Below are 18,375 nucleotides of genomic sequence, written 5' to 3'. Positions count from 1 at the left end.
AAAGATATAACTAACACGATATGTTTTCTCTGTTTTAACGGAAAAGTCCTTTTTCTGTCAATCAAAAACTTTGTGTGCGCTCCTGCCGAAGGCTTTGAACGCCCCCCGCATCATAGAAGCGGGCCGTGCTGTCGGCAATCCGCGCCGCATCCTCCTCCTCATGGGTCACGAAGACCGTCGTGAGACGGCGCGCGCGCTGGGCTTCTCTTACCAAATCCACCAGGTCCCGCCTGAGTCCCGCGTCAAGTCCGGTAAAGGGCTCATCGAGCAGCAAGAGCCGCGGGCGCACCAAAAGGGCGCGGGCCAGCGCCACGCGGCGCTGCTGTCCGCCCGAGAGTTCCTCCGGAAAGCGCTTTTCCAGTCCCGCAAGCCCGAGGGAGGCAAGCAGTTCCGCAATCTCCGCGCGCGCTTCCTCACGCGTGTAACGAAGGCTATTGTCACTTGTACCTGTCAGACAGATTTCCAGATTTCGGTAGACCGTGAGCGCCGGAAACAGACGGTGCTCCTGAAACACCATGCCGAGCTGTCTCTCTTCGACCGGGCGCTCGTTCATACGCTCGCCGTCAAAGCGGATTTCGCCCGCCGTGAGCGGCAAAAAGCCCGCAATCGCGCGGAGCAGACTGGTCTTTCCCGAGCCCGAGGGCCCGAGTAACGCGAGCAGTTCTCCGGGCTCGACCGCCAGTGTCACATCTCGAAAGATTTCCGTACTTCCGCGCACCAGCGCTGCGTCCAGAACGCGCAGTGCCGTGCCTGTTTCTCTCTTTGCCAAACATCTACCTCCTGTACAAAGTCTCTGTCACTCAGGGCGCTTTGCATACAAAGCTTAACCATAAGAATACGCTTATAAATTTGCCGCCGAAATGATATTTGTAAACTTTCTGTGTTTTCAGTATATTTCTTTTATATATTACTGCCAAATTTGAACTAAGGGGGTACATGCAGTATGAACCAAGTAACCGTAGGCATACTCGGGTTTCTGACAATCATTGCCATTGTCGTGACGCTCTTTAAGAGCAAAACCCTCCCGAGCATCGCTTTCATCCTCTTCCCGTCGATACTCGCACTGATTCTGGTGTTCGGCGGCTACTACACATTTAAGGATGTTGCGTCTCTCATTAAGGACGGCTTTAAGAGTACGGGTCCCACGGCTGCGCTCTTTGTTTTCTCCGTCCTCTTCTTCGGTATCATGACGGATGCGGGCCTCTTCGATGTGATTATCGGCAAGCTCATGAAGCTGGTCGGCGACAATGTGATCGGTGTCACGGTCATGACCGCGATCATCGCAATCATCGGCCACCTGGACGGCGGCGGCGCTTCGACCTTCCTGATTGTAGTCCCCGCAATGCTGCCGGTCTATAAGAAAATGCACATGCGCAAAACTTCGCTGCTCCGCATTGCGGTCCTCGCGATGGGTGTCCTGAACCTCATGCCCTGGGCAGGTCCCACGATGCGTGCGGCTTCGGTGCTCGGCATGGAGGCGGGTCAGCTCTGGAATAAGCTGCTGCCGATTCAGGTCTTCGGTATTGTCCTTGCACTGGCACACGCGGTTCTCACCGGCATTCAGGAGAAGGCGCGCGGCGCGGGTCTGAACGGCAAACTTGCACAGACCGAGGAAGCGATCGAGGTCGAGGCAGGCCAAGAGGGACAGCTCGGCGAACTGGCTCGCCCGAAGCTCTTCTTCTTTAACATGATTCTCACGATTGCGGTCATTGCCATGCTGATCTGGGATGTGTTCCCGAGCTATGTGCCCTTCATGCTCGGCGTGGGCATCTCGATTCTCGTGAACTATACGGACATCAAGCTCCAGAAGAAGGTGCTGAACTCCCATGCGGTTCCGGCTCTCATGATGTGCACCACCCTGATGGGCGCGGCGCTCCTCATGGGTATCCTCGTGAAGACCGTCAAGGTGGACGATGTTGCGATTCCGAGCGTTGTGAGCTGCATGTCGGCTCTGATTACGATGGTCCTCCCTGCTGCGCTCGGCGCACACCTGCCGCTGGTCATCGGTATCCTCTCGGTTCCGCTGGCACTGGCCTTCGATACGGACAGCTACTTCTACGGCATGCTCCCGGTCATGATTTCGATCGGCGAGGGCTTCGGCATTCCGGCGCTTCCGATTGCGATTTCCATGGCGGTCTGCCGCAACTGCGCGACCTTCATAAGCCCCATGGTCCCGGCAACCCTGCTCGGCGTGGGTCTCGCGGAAGTGGACATCAAGGATCACATCCGCTCGAGTTTCTTCTATGTGTGGGGCTTCTCCTTCCTCTGCATGATTTTCGCAATTCTGGTCGGCATCATCCCGGCCTAAATCCGAGGAAGCACGACTCTGAGACATCAGAAAACGCTCTGCCGAACGGCAGAGCGTTTTTGTTTCGGCGGCGGGGCCGCACATAGTTCAGGTCTCCGGGAATTCTTCTCCCTACGGGAGCGCGAAGTCCGGTCTTAGAAGACGTATGAGCTCCACCATATAGTGCGTGAGGTACTGATCTTTCCGGTGACAGAGGTAAAAATGCCGCCCCTGCTCCACACCGATCAGGGGATAGACCACACAGGTCCTTTTCAGCTCGGGCGAAATATCAATGTAATTCTTCGGACAGAGGAAGACGGCCTGGCAGGGCCCCACCGCGTGTTTTGCGACCTCTATGCTCTCGGTCTCAAAGAGAATGTCGGGGGAGATGTGGGCGTCCGCAAAGAGTCCGTCCTGGGTAATGCGGGTCGAGTGCCCGGTGCGAAGGCTGATAAAGGACTCGGCCTCGGCCTCGCATATGTCTATGGGCCTTCCCTCCTCAATGCGCCCGGCAAGTGCCGTATTTCTGGAGGCGAGCAGCACCAGTTCCTCGCGGTTAATGAGGATATAGTTCAGCGCGTTGGTCTTTGCGCTGGTCGTTAAACAGGCCAGATCGAGCTGATGATTTAAGAGCATACTTTCCAGCGCGTCGGAGCCGAGCTCGGTGAGCTTTAGGTTCACGGCCGGGTAGCGCGCGTGGAAGCGCGGAAAGATCTCCGGCAAAAGTTCCAGCGAGCGCTGCAGGGGCATGCCGAGCCGTATGCTGCCGCGGGTCCCGAGGCGTATCTCCTCGAGCTGGCGCTCCAGGTTCTGCTGTATGCTCTGGATGGCGCGCGCCGCCTGCATATAGCACTCGCCCGCCGGGGTCAGAACCATGGGATTCGTGTGCCGCACAAAGAGCTCGGCGCGGAGTTCTTCCTCCACCTTTCGCACCATCTGACTCACCGAGGGCTGGGAGACATAGAGCACCTCTGCGGCGCGGCTTATGCTGCCCTCCCGAAATATGGTCAGCATATATTTTATCTGACGTTCGTTCATGGTGCCCTCCTTTGTGAGGCAAAATTTATAACAAAAACTCTATACTTATCATAGCCAATTATTACCTTGAAGTCCATACCCAACAAAAGTTACAATGTTTTCAAACAATTGTTTGTTACGCAGAAGGAGGCAGCTATGGAGATCAAAAAGCCGGCGGTCGCCGGCACTCTCGAGTCCAGCGATTGCCAGGTCACGGTGGAACCGGGCAACGGCAAGGTCGATTTTTCGCTGGAGAGCGCAGTCATTCACCAGTTCGGAAACCAGATCAAAAAGGTGACGCTCGAGACCCTTAAGGATCTCGGCATCGACAATGTGAGAATCTCGATTGTCGACAAGGGCGCACTGGACTGCACGATCAAGGCGCGCATTGAAGGCGCTGTGTTCCGTGCCGTGGATCAGTACGACAACATTCCCTGGGGAGGTGCTGTGAGATGAGCCATCCGAATAAAAAGCGCCTGCGCCGCTCGATGATGTTTTTGAACGCACAGAAGCCCTCTCTGATCAAAGACCCCTATCTCTACGGCGCAGACTCCCTGATGCTTGACTTAGAAGATGCGGTCGCCGTGACCGCAAAGGATACAGCGCGCTTTTCGCTCTACCAGGCGCTGAAAAACGTCGACTACCGCGGCTGCGAGCGCGTGGTACGCATCAACGGCCTCGACACCGAATATTGGAAGGAAGACATTCGCTGCTCGGTTGCGGGCGGCGCGGATGTGCTCCGCATCCCGAAGACCGAAGACGCCGAGATGGTCAAAGCGGTCGAGGACGCCGTCCTTGCCGCAGAGCGCGAGTTTAACCGCCCGGAGGGTTCCACCCTCTTAATGGCGGCGCTCGAGTCCGCCAAAGGCGTCATGAACGCCTATGAGGTCTGCATCTCTTCCGAGCGCATGATCGGCATTGCGCTCTCGGGCGGCGACTACACGAAGGATTTGCAGACCAAGATTACGGGCACAGGCGTGGAGCTCATGGGCGCGCGCCAGCACATGATTATCGCAGCGCGCGCTGCGGGCGTGCAATGCTTTGACACGGTCTGGACCGACCTCGACAATCTCGAGGGCTTCCGGAAGGAAGTCATGCTGATTAAGGACATGGGCTTTGACGGCAAGTCCATCATCAACCCGCGCCAGATTCCGATTGTCCACGAGGTCTTTACGCCGAGCATGAAGGAGATCATTTTCTCCGAGAAGGTAATCCGCGAAATCGATTCCAAGCGGAAGGAAGGCATAGGCGTCTTCACGGTGGACGGCAAGATGATTGACATTGCATTTTACGACGGCGCGCAGCGCGTCATTGCGCTCGCCAAGGCATCCGGCGTGTACAAGGGGGAGCTCTAAATGAAGAATGCAGTCGGCAGAGATATTCCGGAGGAAATTTTACAGGCGACCGGCAAGGATGTGTTCCGCGGCTCGCACGCAATGGACGGAAAAGAGTTTCGCCGTGACGGCGCGCGCGTAAAGCCCGTCATCAATTCCGAGGGCTCGAAGCTACTCCCGTCCATCAAAGAGGCACTTTTAAAGTGCGAAATCAAGGACGGCATGACGCTTAGCTTCCACCACCACTTCCGCGAGGGCGATAAGGTCCTCAACATGGTTATGGAAGAGGTCCATAAGCTCGGCATTAAGAACATCACCATCTGCGCTTCCTCGATGGGCAGCCAGAATAACCCGATTGTCTACATGATAGACGACGGCACCATCACCAACATTCAGAGCTCAGGCGTGCGCGGCGAAATCGGCAAGGCGATCTCCGAGGGACGGCTAAAGGGTCTCGCAATCATGCGGAGCCACGGCGGCCGCGTCCGTGCGATTGAGTCCGGCGAAACCCACATCGACATTGCCTTCATCGGCGCGCCGACCGCGGACGAGTACGGCAACTTAAACGCAAACGGCGGCAAGGCAAACTGCGGCGTGCTCTCCTATTCCGCGCCGGATGCGCTCTATGCGGACAAGGTGGTCGCCATCACGGACTGCCTAGTTCCCTTCCCGAACTGGCCGCACCAGATCAGCCAGATTTACGTGGACTATGTGGTCGTGGTCGATGAGATAGGAGATCCCTCGAAGATTGCGACGGGCGCGGCAAAGCCGACCTCCGACCAGAGAAAGCTCCTCATGGCGAGCTACTGCACCGAGGTCGTGAAGCGCACGCCCTACTTTAAGGATGGCTTCTCCTACCAGACCGGTGTGGGCGGCGCTTCGATTGCGAGCACCATCTCGCTCGCCGATGTGATGCGCGAGCGTAACATCCACATGAGCTTCGGTGTCGGCGGCATCACGAAGCCGATGTGCCAACTCCTCGAAGAGGGCCTTGCGCGCACGCTTGTGGACACCCAGGACTTTGACGAGTACGCGATTCAGAGCGCGGCGACCAATCCGAACCACCACTACATCACCGCGGGCGAGTACGCGAACCCCTTCAACAAGGGTGCTTATGTCAACAAACTTGACTTCGTGATTCTCGCGGCGCTCGAGGTCGATGTAAACTTTAACTGCAATGTCGTGGTGGGCTCGAACGGCGTGGTGAGCGGCGCACAGGGCGGCCACCCGGACACGGCGGCGGGCGCAAAGTGCACCATCGTGATTACCCCGATTCTGCAGGGACGCATTCCCTCGGTCTGCACCGATGTGACCACGGTCACGACCCCGGGCGAGGATGTGGATGTCGTGATCACGGACTACGGCATCGCGATTAACCCGAAGCGTCAGGATTTGATCGACGCGCTGAAGGATTCGGGACTCCCCTTAAAGAGCATCGAAGAGCTCCGCGATATCGCCTATGCGATGACGGGCGAGCCGGAGCGCGTCCAGTTCGGAGATCGCGTGGTCGGTATCATCGAGGCGCGCGACGGCAGCATTATGGATGTGGTCCGCGAGATTAAGCCCTTTCAGTTTGCGGACTGAGTGAACAGATAAAATCCGGAACCGAAACCGGTTCCGCTGCGCCGGGGAGCCTTCCCCGGCGTTTTGTTTTTTCCTGCTCTTATGCTATGCTGAAACGGCAAACGAAAACAGATTTCGGAAGCGAGTACCTTGTATGACAGACAATTACCATCTCGGAGAGATTCTGCTCTCCTATCCCTCGGAGCGGGAAAAGCTCCGCGCCTTTCTCGCGGAAAATAAGTTGCAGTGCGAGCCGGATCTCGATACGGCCTACGGCATCTTTGACGCAAACGAAAACTTGGTGGGCTGCGGCTGCGCTGCCCGTTCGCTCTTAAAGTGCTTTGCGGTCAGCGAGGAACTGCGCGGGCAGAATGCGCTCGGCACTCTCCTCTCCGCCCTCATCGAGAACCGCTTTCAGCGCGGCTACTTTGACCTCTTTGTGATCACGCGGCGCGAGAAGGCGACGCTCTTCTCTTCCTGCGGCCTCCGCCTGCTCGCGGAGACGGGCGCGCTTGCCATGCTCGAAAACCGCCCGGACGGCCCCGAGCGCTTTGCGGAGAGCGTCCTCTCCGCCCTGCCGCCGCACGATAAGAAAACAGTCGGCGCGATTGTGATGAACTGTAATCCCTTTACACTCGGGCACCGCGCGCTCGTGGAATACGCAGCGGCAAAGGTAGACTTACTCTGCCTCTTTGTGGTCGAGGAGAACCGCTCCCTCTTTCCGACCGAGGTTCGCTTTCAACTGGTCAAAGAAGGCGTCAAAGACCTGCCGAATGTACATGTCTTCTTGAGCGGCCCCTATATGATTTCCGGCAACACCTTCCCGACCTATTTCCTAAAAGCGGGGGAGGATGCCGCCGCCCTCCAGTGTGAACTGGATGCCGCACTCTTTGCGCACTGTCTTGCCCCGAAGCTCGGTATTTCCGTCCGCTTTGTGGGCTCGGAGCCGCTGGACCCGACAACGGCCTGCTATAACCGGGCGCTCCGGGAAATTTTACCGCCCACCGGCATTTTGCTCGACGAACTGCCGCGGCTGGAACAAGGCAGTGAACCGATCAGCGCCTCTCGCGTGCGCGCCCTGCTTAGCGAAAAGGGTGTCTGCCCGGAAGTACGCTCTCTCGTGCCGCCGGTAACGGCCGAATGGTTAAACGCCCATTGGAATGAACTCAAAATGCCCGAGGCTTCTTCCTGAGAAAGGAGTTCCATGTCTGATTTTATCCCCTACGCCGTGAGCGTCGAAGATATGATGCGGGCGCGCGATGAGCGCGTACACGCCCAGAACGAAATGCTCGCGGCGGCCGCTTCCTTCCCCGCGCCGACCGCCCTTCTCTCCTTCGGCATGAACATTCCGGGCGCGGTGAAGCAGACGCCGCTCATTCGTAGCGGCTTTCTCTTCGGCAAAGAGCGGCTCACAGAGCTCTTACAACGTGAGGGCCACCCGATCCTCCGGACACATGAGCTGCGCCGCGTGAGCGGTGACAGCTGGCTCTGCCTGATCGCTGCGCCGCCCGAGGACGTGAAGCGCCTCGCGGTCGCGCTCGAGGACAGCGAGCCGCTCGCGCGTCTCTTTGACATCGACGTGCTGGACCGCAAGGGACAAAAACTCTCCCGTGAGGATTTTTCTCTGCCGCCCCGCCGCTGCCTGCTCTGCGAGGAGGCTGCCGTAGTCTGCGCGAGAAGCCGCGCCCACAGCGTGGAGGCCCTTTTTTCCCGCTGTGAATCCCTGCTCCGAGAGGCCTTTCCGCTCTCCGCGTCTTTCTTCTCCGCCCTTGAAAATCACGCGGCGCTCTCCCTCCTCGACGAGGTCTATGCTGCGCCGAAGCCCGGCCTTGTGGACCGCATCGATTCCGGCGCGCACGCGGATATGAAATTCGAAGACTTTATTTTGAGTACCGCCGCAATCACTCCTTTCCTGCGGGAAATGGCCGTTACGGCTTACCAAAGCTGCTTCAGCCTGCCCGTTTCGCCCGATGCAACGCGCGAAACGGATGCCGCACTCTTTTCCCGGCTCCGGGAGATCGGAAAACGCGCCGAACGCGAGATGTACGCGGCGACGGGCGGTGTCAACACCCATAAGGGTGCCGTCTTTACCCTCGGGCTTCTCTCCGCGGGCGCGGGGCTCTTCTATGCCAAAAACGGCAAGCTAAGCGCCGAGGCGATTTTGGATGAGGTGCAACACCTGGTCGGCGATACCCTGCGGCAGGAGCTCGCTGACTTAAAAGCCGGAGAAGTCGGAGAGGCCCACGGCGAAGCGGTGCTGCACCGCGACGGCACAGGCGGTGTTCGCAGTGCGGCGGCCAGGGGCTTCCCGCTGCTCTGCAGTATTGCCCTGACCCTGCTTCGACAGTACGAAGCTGAAGGGCGCTCCCCGGAAGCAAGCGTTCTCAATGTGCTCCTGCATCTCATCCTGCATGTCAGTGACACCAACGTGCTGTACCGCGGCGGGAAGGACGCCCTGCTCACCCTCCGCGCAGACTGCCGCAACATTCTCTCGCACGGCGGCGCTTTTACGCCGGAAGGGACAGACCTGCTCTACGAGCTCAAAGAGACTTGCAAGCAGCGAAATATCAGTCCCGGCGGCGCCGCGGACCTCCTCTCGGCCGCCTTATTTTTGCATCGGCTCGAGAAAATTTTTCGTTGACAATTTCTTTCCTCCGTGCTATTCTACATAAGCCTTATGGCAAGAGGCTGATGTAGCACAGTCGGTAGTGCGTCGCATTGGTAGTGCGGAGGTCACGGGTCCGATTCCCGTCATCAGCTCTCCTTTATAAAGACCCGGGTCGTTTGACTCGGGTCTTTTCGTTATTCCGTATCCTTGTTCGCTTATAGCATATATGCTATAATTTTTGCAATCATACAAGGAGGGAGTTACGGAATGCCAACAATATCCATGTTTTACGGAATCATTATTCGCATGTACAATACCGGTGAACATAACCCGCCCCACTTTCACGCTTCCTACCAAGGACAGCAGGCTGTCTTCAATATGGACGGTGAGTTAATCGAGGGAAGTATGCCGAAGCCTCAATGTAAATACATCGCTGCCTGGGCCGAACTCCATAAAGATGAACTCATGGCTAACTGGGAGTTGGCTATGAGCGAACAGCCCCTTTACAAAATTGAACCTTTGCGTTAAACGATGACTCTATACCCTGTAAGAGAGGACGGTTTTTCTATGAATACCCCCGCGTGGGTTGTGACCTCTGTCACACCGAAAGAAGATTATAGCTTGTTACTCACTTTCGCAGATGGTTCCGTAAGGCGTTATGATGCTCGGCCCCTCTTAGAGAAGCCCCTCTGTGCGCCTCTCAAAAATCTTGCTTTTTTTCTCACTGCAAGGGCAGAATACGGAACTGTTATCTGGGATGACGAGATTGATATTGCTCCGGAACATCTTTATTCCTGCAGTCAGCCAATTGAGGATTCTCTCCATGTCTGAAGATTGCACAAACATTATCGATATTTTGATTGAAACCCGCCGTTTGCGCCATATGACACAGGCAGAAGTAGCCTCTGCCTCCGGACTGACACAATCGGTGATTGCGCGTCTCGAAAGTAAGAAGACGATTCCGCAGCTTGATACCCTTCTGAAAGTGACCGAAGCACTTCATTGTAAACTTACCGTGAGTCAAAACACTGACTGATATCGCCGTATAAGGCTTCTGTTTTAAGAGGTGCGCGCCCTATGTTAAACAAGAATATTGCAAATCGTCAAAAAAGCAGCATTGCAAGCAATGCTGCTTTAAGTAATGAAGATGAGAGCAAGAAAGAACGTGCGAAGATTATCGATGGGCTCCATACCGCTTTGGAAGACTGCCTGTCGGAAGAAGAAGTGAATTTTTAAACGCCGCCGAAACGCCTAGCAGCGTATCGCCTCCACACCTTCGCAGAGCTCCCGTATCCACTCTTTCCGGGGTATCACTTCAATCCATTCCGCCGGGATGCCCGTCTTGCCGTCAAGGCCGTAGATGAGCCCCGCGAGGCCGCCCGCCACCGCGCCCACTGTGTCCGTATCTTCTCCGAGGTTCACGGCAAGGAGGGCGCAATCGCTGTAGCTTTCTGTCCGTAAGAGGCACCAGAGCGCTGCTTCCAGCGTGTCCACGACATAGCCGCTGCTCTTAATTTCCTCGCGGCTCAAGGTCTCGATTTCCGGGAGACGGACATAGTTCTGCCAAGCGGGCTCGTTCCCGTAAATCCGCGCGGCGCGCTCTAAGGCAGAAGAAAGCGCCTCCCGCTTTTCACTCCCGCGAAGCAATTCCCCTACGACGAACACATAAATCAGGCAGCCGATGTGCGAAATCATATGGTTGTGGGTGAGTCCCGCAACCTGCCGCACCGCGGCTGCCTTTGCTTCGTCCGTCCCCTCGAGTAAGAGGCCAAGCGGCAACATGCGCATCAGCGCGCCGTTTCCGTTGTCCCGCTCTCCCGTTCCGCCGCAGTTCTGTGGCGCGACTCCCTGCTCATAGGTCCAAATGGCCTTTCGGCAGGCATTGCCCACGTCAAAGACATAGTCCCGCGCCGTGAACTGTTTCTCATAGAGCCAGAGAAAAAAGTTCTGCATGATATCGGCGGGATCCACACAGCCCTTTCGCTTAAAGCTCTCCAAGGTCGCAAGCGTCATGGAGCTGTCGTCCGACCAGGTGCCTGGCAGCTGCCGGTAGGTCCCGTAGCCCGTCATTTCCGTCACTTGATAGCTGTCCCGCGGCGCAAACTCGACCGGAACGCCGAGCGCGTCCGCGACCACCAGTCCCATGACGGCTTCGTAAAGCTTGCTCATCTCACTCCCCCTTCTCTTTCTTCCCCGGATTTATCCCGCTGTATTCTTTGTCTTCCGTTCCTCTACCGTCGCCTTTGTCCCCGCTGCTTCTGTCTCAGTTTCCTGCGTAATCTCTCAGCGAGCTGTAAGGAAGCGATCAGATCTGATAGAGCATCGCGTTCACGATGGCCGCCGCGACGGTCGAGCCGCCCTTACGGCCGCGCGCAATGATGTGCGGCGTGCTGCTCCCGACAAAGAGTTCCTTTGCCTCGACCACATTGACAAAGCCGACCGGCGCCGCGATTAAAAGCGCGGGCTTCAGTTGCCCGGCATCCATGAGCTCCTTGATTTTTACAAGCGCGGTCGGCGCATTGCCGATTGCGAGTATCAGCGGCCTCTCCGCGGAGAGCGCTGCCGCCCGCTCCATTGAGACCGTCGCGCGGGTCACGCCTCTCTCCTTTGCTTCGGCGGCCACATCCGCCTCCGCCATAAAGCAGCGCGCCGTAGCGCCGAAGCCCGCGAGCCTTGCCTTATTGATGCCGGCAAGCGCCATATTGGTATCCGTCACGATGCAGGCACCCTGCCGTATCGCTTCCTTCCCCTGTTCGACCACGCCCTCCGAAAAAAGCAGGGTGTCCGCAAACGAAAAGTCCGCCGTCGTGTGTATGACACGCTTCACAACCAAATCGACCCCGGCGGGAAACTGCCGATCGCCGAGTTCCTCGCTGATGCGCCGAAAGCTCTCTGCCTCGATTTCCTCCGGCTTCCAAAATTCTATACTCATCTCTCAACTCCCATGATGCGGTACAGTTCCCGCAAATCAAAATGTTCCCGCAGCGTTTGCGATAGGAGCCGGAAGCCCGCTTCCTGCCGCTCCCTGCGACTTTTTAATCGGTGCGGGTAAGAAAGCCCCTTTCTCGCGGCAAGCGCCTTAAGAAGCGCCTCTGTGACCCCTACTTCGTCAAAGAGGCCGTGCAGATAGCTTCCGCAGACAGCGCCCGTCGTGCAGCCGTCCGCGCGTTGCCGCTCACTGTCCTCTCGTGCGGAAAGGCGCTGGAAGCAATCGGCTTCTTTGCCGATACGGCTCTGTCCCATGTGGATTTCATAGCCCTCGGTCTTTTGCCCGGAAAGCGCTGCCCAAAAGCCGCTCGAAGCCGTAATTGTTCCGGATGCGCAGACCGTTTGCTTGTCCGCGTAAAATACGGTCTCGACCGGTAGGAGCCCGAGCCCCGCAGCCTCTACGCCGCTCTCTTTGTCCCGCAATGTTTCGCCGAGCATTTGATACCCGCCGCAAATTCCGAGTACCGGGCGGCCGGACGCCGCAAAGTCCCGGATGTACGATGCAAAGCCCTGTGCCTTTAACCACGCGAGGTCTTCGAGCGTACTCTTGGATCCCGGCAAAATCAAAAGGTCCGCAGCCCCGATTTCCGCCGGGCTGTTCACATAGCTAAGCGCTACCTCCGGCGCCGCCTGCAGCGGGTCGAAATCCGTGAAGTTCGAGAGCCGCGGAAGGCGAATTACGGCAATGCGAAGCAGGGCTTCCGCCTCCGCTTTCGTCTTCCGAAGCCGCTCCGAAAGGGAATCCTCATCCTCCAAATCAAAGTGGCGATAGGGAAGAACCCCGAGCACAGGCTTTTCGGTGAGCGCCTCAATCTGCCTTAAGCCGGGCTCCAGAATTTTGATATCCCCGCGGAACTTGTTGATCACCAGCCCCTTGATGCGCGCTTGCTCGGCCTCGGAGAGGAGTTTCACCGTCCCGTAGAGCGCGGCAAACACGCCGCCGCGGTCTATGTCGCCAATCAAGATGACAGGGGCATCGACCGCCTCGGCGAGTCCCATATTCACAATGTCGTCGGCGCGGAGGTTAATCTCCGCCGGGGAACCCGCGCCCTCAATCACAATGATATCCTGCTCGGCCGCGAGGCTGTGATAGGCCTTCAACACTTCCGAGAGCAGTTCCTTCTTCTTTTTCTGATATTCAATCGCACTGTAGTCCCCGACCGGTTTTCCGCAGAGCACCAGCTGAGAGCCCGTGTCCGAGTTCGGCTTTAAGAGTATGGGGTTCATGCGCACATCCGGGGCAATACCGGCGGCCTCCGCCTGCATGGCCTGCGCTCTTCCGATTTCGAGCCCGTCCGGCGTGACCGCAGAGTTCAGCGCCATATTCTGAGATTTAAAGGGCGCCACCCGGTAGCCGTCCTCCCGGAAGACACGGCAGAGCGCCGCCGCAAACAAGCTCTTTCCCGCGTTGGAGCAGGTGCCCTGAATCATGATTGCTTTTGCCATTCGCCCTCCTTCCCAAAGTCAGCGAGCGCCGATAAAAGACGCTGATTCTCTTCGGGCGTCTTCACCGCAGTTCGAAAATAGCCCGCGGAGAGCCCGCGAAAGTTCGCGCAGTCGCGAAGCGGAAGTCCGCACGCCGCAGCGAAGCGAAGTCTTGCCGCATTTTTTGCTGCGTTCGGCACTGCGTCCGAAACAAGCAGAAAATTACTCTCGCTCTCCGAGACCCAGAGCCCGAGAGAGCGCAGGCCCACAGCGAGTTCCGCCCGCCAGACGGCGATTTTTGCCGCACTTTCTCTTTCCCAATCCGGAGAGGCGAGAGCCGCCTCCCCGGCCGCCTCCGCGAGCACCGAGACCGGCCAGGGCTGTCCGGCCGCAAAGAGTGCTTCGCCGAGCGCGGGATCCGAGCTCACGCAGTAGCCGAGCCGCACGCCCGGCATCGCAAAAGTCTTGGTAAACGCCCCGAGGAGAATGCGCCGCGCCCTGCCTTCCGCCGCCCGCAGATGGTACCTGAGCGAGGGCGCATGGTCCCGGTTCAGAAAGCCGAAAAAGCACTCGTCGGTGATCAGAGTGATGTTCATTTCCGCGCAGCGCGAAAGAATGCGCAGAAAGAGCTCTTCCGAGGGAACCAGTCCCGTCGGGTTATTCGGGAGGCAGAGCCAGAAAAGCTCGGTCTCCTCGTTTAGATCGTCGAGAACACGCTCCGTGAGTTGAAAGCCCTCTTCGCGGCGCAGCACATGAAACGCACAGTGACAGCCGCGCCGCGTGAGTGCTCGCTCGTACTCCGAAAAGCTCGGGGCAAGAAGCAGGGCGCGCTTTGGTTTCAGCACCTCCGCGAGCCGCTCAATCACATCCGCCGCGCCGTTTCCGCAAAAGACCTGTGTCTCGCTGACCGCATAGCGCTTGGCAAGCGCCGCGCGGAGGCCGCTCGCAAAGGGATCCGGATAGTGGATGCAGGCGTCAACCGCGCGGTGCAGCGCTTCCCGCACCGCGGGCGGCATACCGAGCGGGTTAATGTTCACCGAGAAGTCCGTAATCCCGGCTGCCTGCACGCCGCCCTGCGGAAAGCAGGCGCCGCCGTGTTCGTAGGCGGAATTCATTGCTTTCCTCCCTGCTCCGTATAGGCCGCAATGCCGAGCTCCGTAAAGCTATCCGCACCGCTGTACACCGCCTCTGCCATGTCAAGGAGCGGGAGCGCCGCAACCGCCCCCGTGCCCTCGCCGAGGTGAAGCCCCGCAGAGATGAGGGGCTTTAAGTCGAGTGCCGTGAGGAGAGCCCCCGCGAGCGGATCTGCCGAGCAGTGACTCGCAAAGAGGTAGTCTCGAACCCCCGGTGCGAGGGAACAGGCGGCGAGCGCGGCTGCCTCCGTAATAATGCCGTCCAGTAGCAGCGGTATTTGTTCGACGGCCGCGCCGAGCATGAGTCCCGCGAGCGCTGCCAAGTCAAATCCGCCGAGCGCAGACAAAAGCCCGAGCGCATCGCCGCGCAAGTCCTTATGAAGCGCCAGCCCCTTCTCCACCGCGCGCCGCTTTCGCGCAAGTCCCTCGTCCGAGAGCCCCGCGCCGCGCCCTATAAGTTCCGCGGAATCCCGTTCCAGCAGCGCTGCCGTTAATGCCGCGCTGGTGGTCGTATTGCCTATCCCCATCTCTCCCGCAAGAAGGAGGGTCGTTCCCCGACGCTTTTCTTCGGCCGCAAGCTCCATGCCGATACAAAGCGCCTGTAAACACTCTTCCCGCGTCATTGCGGCTTCTTCCGTAAAATCCCGCGTTCCGCTTCGTACCTTCCGCCGAAGGATTTCCTTGCCCCGCGGCTCTCCTGCGGTGCCCACATCGACCGGGACCACCGCGCAGTCCGCGAGCGCGGCCATGCGATTCACCGTGCTCCCGCCGTAGGCGAGGTGCTCACAGACCGCCGTGGTCACCTCCTGCCCGGTCTGGGTGACGCCCTGCTTCACGACACCGTTGTCCGCACAGAAGACAAACAGTTTCCGCGGCTTTAAGCGAAGCGCCGCGGTCCCCTGAATCCCCGCCATGCGTATCAAATCCTCTTCGAGCACGCCGAGCCCGTGAAGCGGCATCGCAATCGAGAGAAACTTGTTCGCCGCGGCCTCCGCCGCAGCCGGGTCCGGCGGCAAAATGCGCGAAGTCGCCTCGAAAAAGCTCGTCTCGCCAGCTTGCAACGCCACCTTAGCCCTTCCTCTTCTTGTCATAGCCGCGCGGCGTCAGGAGGTAGCCGTTCAACTCGATGCTGTCCTCCGCGCCGATAAAGACCGTGGTGCGCATATCGACCTCGCGACTTTTCAGTTCACCGAGTGTCAGCAACTCCTTGCTCTCCCCCTTCCGGCCTATGTTACGCGTAATCGCACAGAGCGTGTCCGCGCTGCGTGCCTCGAGGAAGATTTCCGCCGCCCGCGGAAGGCAGTCTTTGCGGCTCCGGCTGCCCGGATTGTAAATGACCACCGCCATACCCGAAGCCGCGAGGCTCTTTAAGCGCCGCTCAATCTGCTCCCAGGGGACCAGCAGATCCGAGAGGCTGATGCAGGCAAAGTCGAGGGTCAGCGGGCTGCCGAGCAGGGCTGCGCCGGAGAGCGCTGCCGTGACGCCCGGCACCACTTCAACCGTGAGCTCCTTATGTGCCGCCGCGAGCTCTAGGATAAGGCTTGCCATGCCGTAAACGCCGGCATCGCCCGAGGAGACCACGGCGACCTGCTTTCCCTGAAGCGCAAGGGCAATCGCCTCTTCGCAGCGCTGTATCTCCTCGGTCATGCCGCTCTGAACGACCTCTTTTCCCTCCAATAAGTCTTCAATCAGCTTTAAGTAGGTGCTGTAGCCGACAATCGTATCGGCCGCCTCAATCGTGTGAAGCGCCTTTAAGGTCATGGACTCCCGGTCTCCGGGGCCGATTCCGACCACCGCAATCGTATATGGTTTCATGCTTGTTTCCCCTCTCTGAATTCAGTCGTAAAGCTCGGATCGTAGAGCTTTGAGTTCTCATATTCGGCGCCGAGAAAATCTCCGATTAAGAGCAGCGCAGTCTTGGTAATCCCGGCGGCCTCCGCATCTTTGGCAAGTTCGCCGAGTGTGGTGCGCAGAATGCGCTCGTCCGGCCAGGTCGCCTTGTATACAACGGCAGCCGAAGTCTCCGTCGTATAGTAACCGCCCCGAAGCAGCTCTTCCACCGCCTCGGCGGCGCGCCCCGCCGAGAGAAAGAGTACCAGACTTGCGCCGTGCGCCGCGAGTGCCGATAGCCTTTCCTTTTCCGGGACCGGCGTGCGCCCCGCCGCGCGGGTCAGGATGACTGTCTGCGAGACGCCGGGCAGGGTGTACTCCGCCCCGAGCGAAGCCGCCGCACCGAAGAAGGAGGAGACGCCGGGACAGACCTCAAAGGGCACAGCGGCCGCCTTTAGGGCGTCCATCTGCTCCCGGTGTGCGCCGTAGACGGAAGGGTCTCCGGTGTGCAGGCGCACCACACGCTTTCCGGCCTTTGCGGCCGGAATCAGAATATCCAGTACCTCGTTTAAGTCAAGCCGCGCGCTGTCGTATATCTCCGCCTCCGGCTTACAGCGCTTTAAGAGCGCTGGGTTCACCAAGGAGCCCGCATAGACCACGACATCCGCTTTTTCCAAAAGTGCCGCGCCGCGCAGGGTCAAAAGATCCTCTGCCCCCGGCCCCGCGCCGACAAAATATACCTTTCCCGCTTCCACCTCTGTTTCCTCCTATCTCGGTCCGAAATGCGAAAAGCCTAAACACCGAACAACCGCAGCGACACGATTTGCATCTGCCGTAAAAGCTTTGCCGTCTGCCTTGAGTCCCCTCTGCCTACTTGTTTTCCCCGTCTTCACGCCTTCCTGCTTCCCATGCTTTCCGTCGGCCTTCCGCCGTCTCAAACGACTGCCTCGGACGACAGGACGACATGGTCTTCCCTCTGTCTCTCGCAGCCGCTCAGCTATTTCCGGCCGCCCGCACAAACAGCAGCTGCGCGCCGCTCTCTCTGCCTCTTACATTGCTCCATTGTAACAGAAAAGGAGCCCGTCGTCGCCGACAGGCCCCTCCGAATTCTCCGACTCAGTGACTCAAATCGCGCTCTGCCTCGGCGATTTTATCCTTCAACTCCTTGCAGGATGCATCAAACTTTTCCTGCTCTTCCTCGGTAATCTGGCAGCGGATAACCGACTGCACACCGCTCGCGTTGATGACCGCCGGAACACCCGCAAAGACGCCGTTCTGCTTGTACTCGCCGCGGAGATAGACCGAGACCGTCTGCACCGAGCTCTCGTCGCCGAGTATGGCCTTCGTTAAGCGGGTCAGCGCAATGCCGATGCCGTAGTAGGTCGCCTTCTTCGCCGCAATGATCTTATCCGCCGCCGTGCGCACATCGACCTCAATCTTTTCGAGTTCTTCCTTCTTGTAGACGCCGTTCGACTCCGCAATCACATCGAGCACCGGCTTCGTCGCAATGCAGACCTGGCTCCACGGCACAAACTCGGAATCGCCGTGCTCACCCATCACATAGCCGTGAATGCTGCGCGGGTCTACCTTAAAGTAGCTGCCGACCAGGTAGCGGAGACGCGCGGTGTCGAGCGAGGTGCCGCTGCCGATGACGCGCTTCGGGTTAAAGCCCGAGAGATCGCAGGTCACCTTGGTCATGACATCGACCGGGTTGGTCGCAATCAGGAAGATGCCGTTAAAGCCGGAATCCGTGACCGGCTCCACGATCGACTTAAAGATGGCCGTGTTCCGCGCGAGCAGATCCATGCGGCTCTCGCCCGGCTTCTGCGCGACACCCGCGCAGATGGTCACGATATCCGCCTCCTTGCAGTCGGCGTAGGTACCGCTCCAAATCTTCATATGGGAACCGGAGAAGGCAAGACCGTGATTCAAGTCCATGGCCTCTCCCTCGGCTTTTTCCTTCACATAGTCAATCAAGACAAGCTCATCGCAGGTCTGCTGATTCAGCATTGCATAGGCATAGCTCATACCGACCATGCCGCAGCCAACCAGTACAACTCTTCTCTTATCCTTTCCCATGACGTTCACTCTTTCCCCTTGCGGTTCATGCGCTCTCCGCCCCTGCGGAGAGGATATTCTACGATACGACTCTACTTTATCACACTTTCCCAAAATATAGTATGTTTGTTA

The 18,375-nt window shown here is 58.5% G+C and carries 20 protein-coding genes and 1 tRNA gene; 11 read left to right on the top strand and 10 right to left on the bottom strand.

Translation table 11 applies throughout. The annotated features are described in order from the left end of the window. Positions 1-61 precede the first annotated feature (61 nt). On the bottom strand, positions 62-769 hold the full coding sequence (locus QU660_RS00855; RefSeq protein ID WP_304946470.1) for an ATP-binding cassette domain-containing protein: 708 nt from the start codon (positions 767-769) through the stop codon (positions 62-64). A 174-nt stretch (positions 770-943) separates the two neighbouring features. On the opposite strand from QU660_RS00855, the gene QU660_RS00850 reads away from it, so the two are divergent. Next, positions 944-2,308: a CitMHS family transporter gene (locus QU660_RS00850; RefSeq protein WP_304946469.1), complete on the top strand. Its 1,365-nt coding sequence runs from the start codon at positions 944-946 to the stop codon at positions 2,306-2,308. 111 nt (positions 2,309-2,419) lie between these two features. On the opposite strand, the gene QU660_RS00845 is transcribed toward QU660_RS00850, so the two are convergent. Beyond that, positions 2,420-3,325 (bottom strand): LysR family transcriptional regulator, encoded by a 906-nt coding sequence (locus QU660_RS00845; protein WP_304946468.1) that lies wholly within the window; start codon positions 3,323-3,325, stop codon positions 2,420-2,422. A gap of 135 nt (positions 3,326-3,460) precedes the next feature. Here QU660_RS00845 and citD point away from each other — a divergent pair, with 135 nt between their 5' ends. The 10 genes from citD (at position 3,461) to QU660_RS00795 (ending at position 10,045) form a co-directional block, all read left to right on the top strand. Next, the gene (gene citD / locus QU660_RS00840) at positions 3,461-3,760 is read left to right on the top strand and encodes a citrate lyase acyl carrier protein (RefSeq protein WP_304946467.1); all 300 of its coding nucleotides are present in this window, start codon (positions 3,461-3,463) and stop codon (positions 3,758-3,760) included. Then, positions 3,757-4,659 (top strand): aldolase/citrate lyase family protein, encoded by a 903-nt coding sequence (locus QU660_RS00835; RefSeq protein WP_304946466.1) that lies wholly within the window; start codon positions 3,757-3,759, stop codon positions 4,657-4,659. The genes citD and QU660_RS00835 overlap by 4 nt, the downstream gene beginning before the upstream one ends. Further along, positions 4,660-6,222 (top strand): citrate lyase subunit alpha, encoded by a 1,563-nt coding sequence (gene citF / locus QU660_RS00830; RefSeq protein ID WP_304946465.1) that lies wholly within the window; start codon positions 4,660-4,662, stop codon positions 6,220-6,222. It begins immediately after the preceding gene. A 133-nt stretch (positions 6,223-6,355) separates the two neighbouring features. Continuing rightward, entirely contained in the window at positions 6,356-7,393 is a 1,038-nt protein-coding gene (locus QU660_RS00825) for a [citrate (pro-3S)-lyase] ligase (protein WP_304946464.1), read from the top strand. Positions 7,394-7,405: 12 nt separating this feature from the next. Next, the gene (citX, locus tag QU660_RS00820; protein WP_304946463.1) at positions 7,406-8,842 is read left to right on the top strand and encodes a citrate lyase holo-[acyl-carrier protein] synthase; all 1,437 of its coding nucleotides are present in this window, start codon (positions 7,406-7,408) and stop codon (positions 8,840-8,842) included. 46 nt (positions 8,843-8,888) lie between these two features. Next, positions 8,889-8,961, top strand: a tRNA-Thr gene (locus QU660_RS00815). 115 nt (positions 8,962-9,076) lie between these two features. Next, complete coding sequence (locus tag QU660_RS00810) at positions 9,077-9,337, top strand: DUF4160 domain-containing protein (RefSeq protein WP_304946462.1); 261 nt, start codon at positions 9,077-9,079, stop codon at positions 9,335-9,337. A gap of 3 nt (positions 9,338-9,340) precedes the next feature. Continuing rightward, complete coding sequence (locus QU660_RS09835) at positions 9,341-9,640, top strand: DUF2442 domain-containing protein (RefSeq protein ID WP_334306926.1); 300 nt, start codon at positions 9,341-9,343, stop codon at positions 9,638-9,640. Next, positions 9,567-9,845 (top strand): helix-turn-helix domain-containing protein, encoded by a 279-nt coding sequence (locus QU660_RS00800; protein WP_304946460.1) that lies wholly within the window; start codon positions 9,567-9,569, stop codon positions 9,843-9,845. The genes QU660_RS09835 and QU660_RS00800 overlap by 74 nt, the downstream gene beginning before the upstream one ends. 41 nt (positions 9,846-9,886) lie before the next feature. Beyond that, complete coding sequence (locus tag QU660_RS00795) at positions 9,887-10,045, top strand: hypothetical protein (RefSeq protein ID WP_304946459.1); 159 nt, start codon at positions 9,887-9,889, stop codon at positions 10,043-10,045. A gap of 15 nt (positions 10,046-10,060) precedes the next feature. Here the strand turns inward: QU660_RS00795 and QU660_RS00790 are convergent, their stop codons facing one another. From QU660_RS00790 to QU660_RS00755, 8 genes are all read right to left on the bottom strand, one after another. Continuing rightward, positions 10,061-10,978 (bottom strand): ADP-ribosylglycohydrolase family protein, encoded by a 918-nt coding sequence (locus QU660_RS00790; RefSeq protein ID WP_304946458.1) that lies wholly within the window; start codon positions 10,976-10,978, stop codon positions 10,061-10,063. Between the two features lie 136 nt (positions 10,979-11,114). Continuing rightward, positions 11,115-11,741 (bottom strand): precorrin-8X methylmutase, encoded by a 627-nt coding sequence (locus QU660_RS00785; RefSeq protein ID WP_304946457.1) that lies wholly within the window; start codon positions 11,739-11,741, stop codon positions 11,115-11,117. Continuing rightward, the gene (locus QU660_RS00780) at positions 11,738-13,243 is read right to left on the bottom strand and encodes a cobyric acid synthase (protein ID WP_304946456.1); all 1,506 of its coding nucleotides are present in this window, start codon (positions 13,241-13,243) and stop codon (positions 11,738-11,740) included. The genes QU660_RS00785 and QU660_RS00780 overlap by 4 nt, the downstream gene beginning before the upstream one ends. After that, positions 13,225-14,337, bottom strand: coding sequence for a pyridoxal phosphate-dependent aminotransferase (locus QU660_RS00775; RefSeq protein WP_304946455.1), 1,113 nt, complete (start codon positions 14,335-14,337; stop codon positions 13,225-13,227). The genes QU660_RS00780 and QU660_RS00775 overlap by 19 nt, the downstream gene beginning before the upstream one ends. Further along, on the bottom strand, positions 14,334-15,422 hold the full coding sequence (cobT, locus tag QU660_RS00770) for a nicotinate-nucleotide--dimethylbenzimidazole phosphoribosyltransferase (protein ID WP_304946454.1): 1,089 nt from the start codon (positions 15,420-15,422) through the stop codon (positions 14,334-14,336). The genes QU660_RS00775 and cobT overlap by 4 nt, the downstream gene beginning before the upstream one ends. Before the next feature lies 1 nt (position 15,423). Then, positions 15,424-16,170 (bottom strand): precorrin-3B C(17)-methyltransferase, encoded by a 747-nt coding sequence (gene cobJ, locus QU660_RS00765; RefSeq protein ID WP_304946453.1) that lies wholly within the window; start codon positions 16,168-16,170, stop codon positions 15,424-15,426. Next, positions 16,167-16,940, bottom strand: a complete 774-nt coding sequence (gene cobM / locus QU660_RS00760) for a precorrin-4 C(11)-methyltransferase (RefSeq protein WP_304946452.1) — start codon at positions 16,938-16,940, stop codon at positions 16,167-16,169. Before cobM ends, cobJ begins: the two co-directional genes overlap by 4 nt. Positions 16,941-17,301: 361 nt before the next feature. Beyond that, on the bottom strand, positions 17,302-18,264 hold the full coding sequence (locus tag QU660_RS00755; RefSeq protein WP_304946451.1) for an L-lactate dehydrogenase: 963 nt from the start codon (positions 18,262-18,264) through the stop codon (positions 17,302-17,304). Between the last annotated feature and the right edge of the window lie 111 nt (positions 18,265-18,375).

This window comes from Stomatobaculum sp. F0698, assembly GCF_030644385.1.
GTDB lineage: Bacteria > Bacillota > Clostridia > Lachnospirales > Lachnospiraceae > Moryella.
The sequence above is the reverse complement of the archived record's forward strand: the minus strand, read 5'-3'. Positions and strand labels throughout refer to the sequence as shown.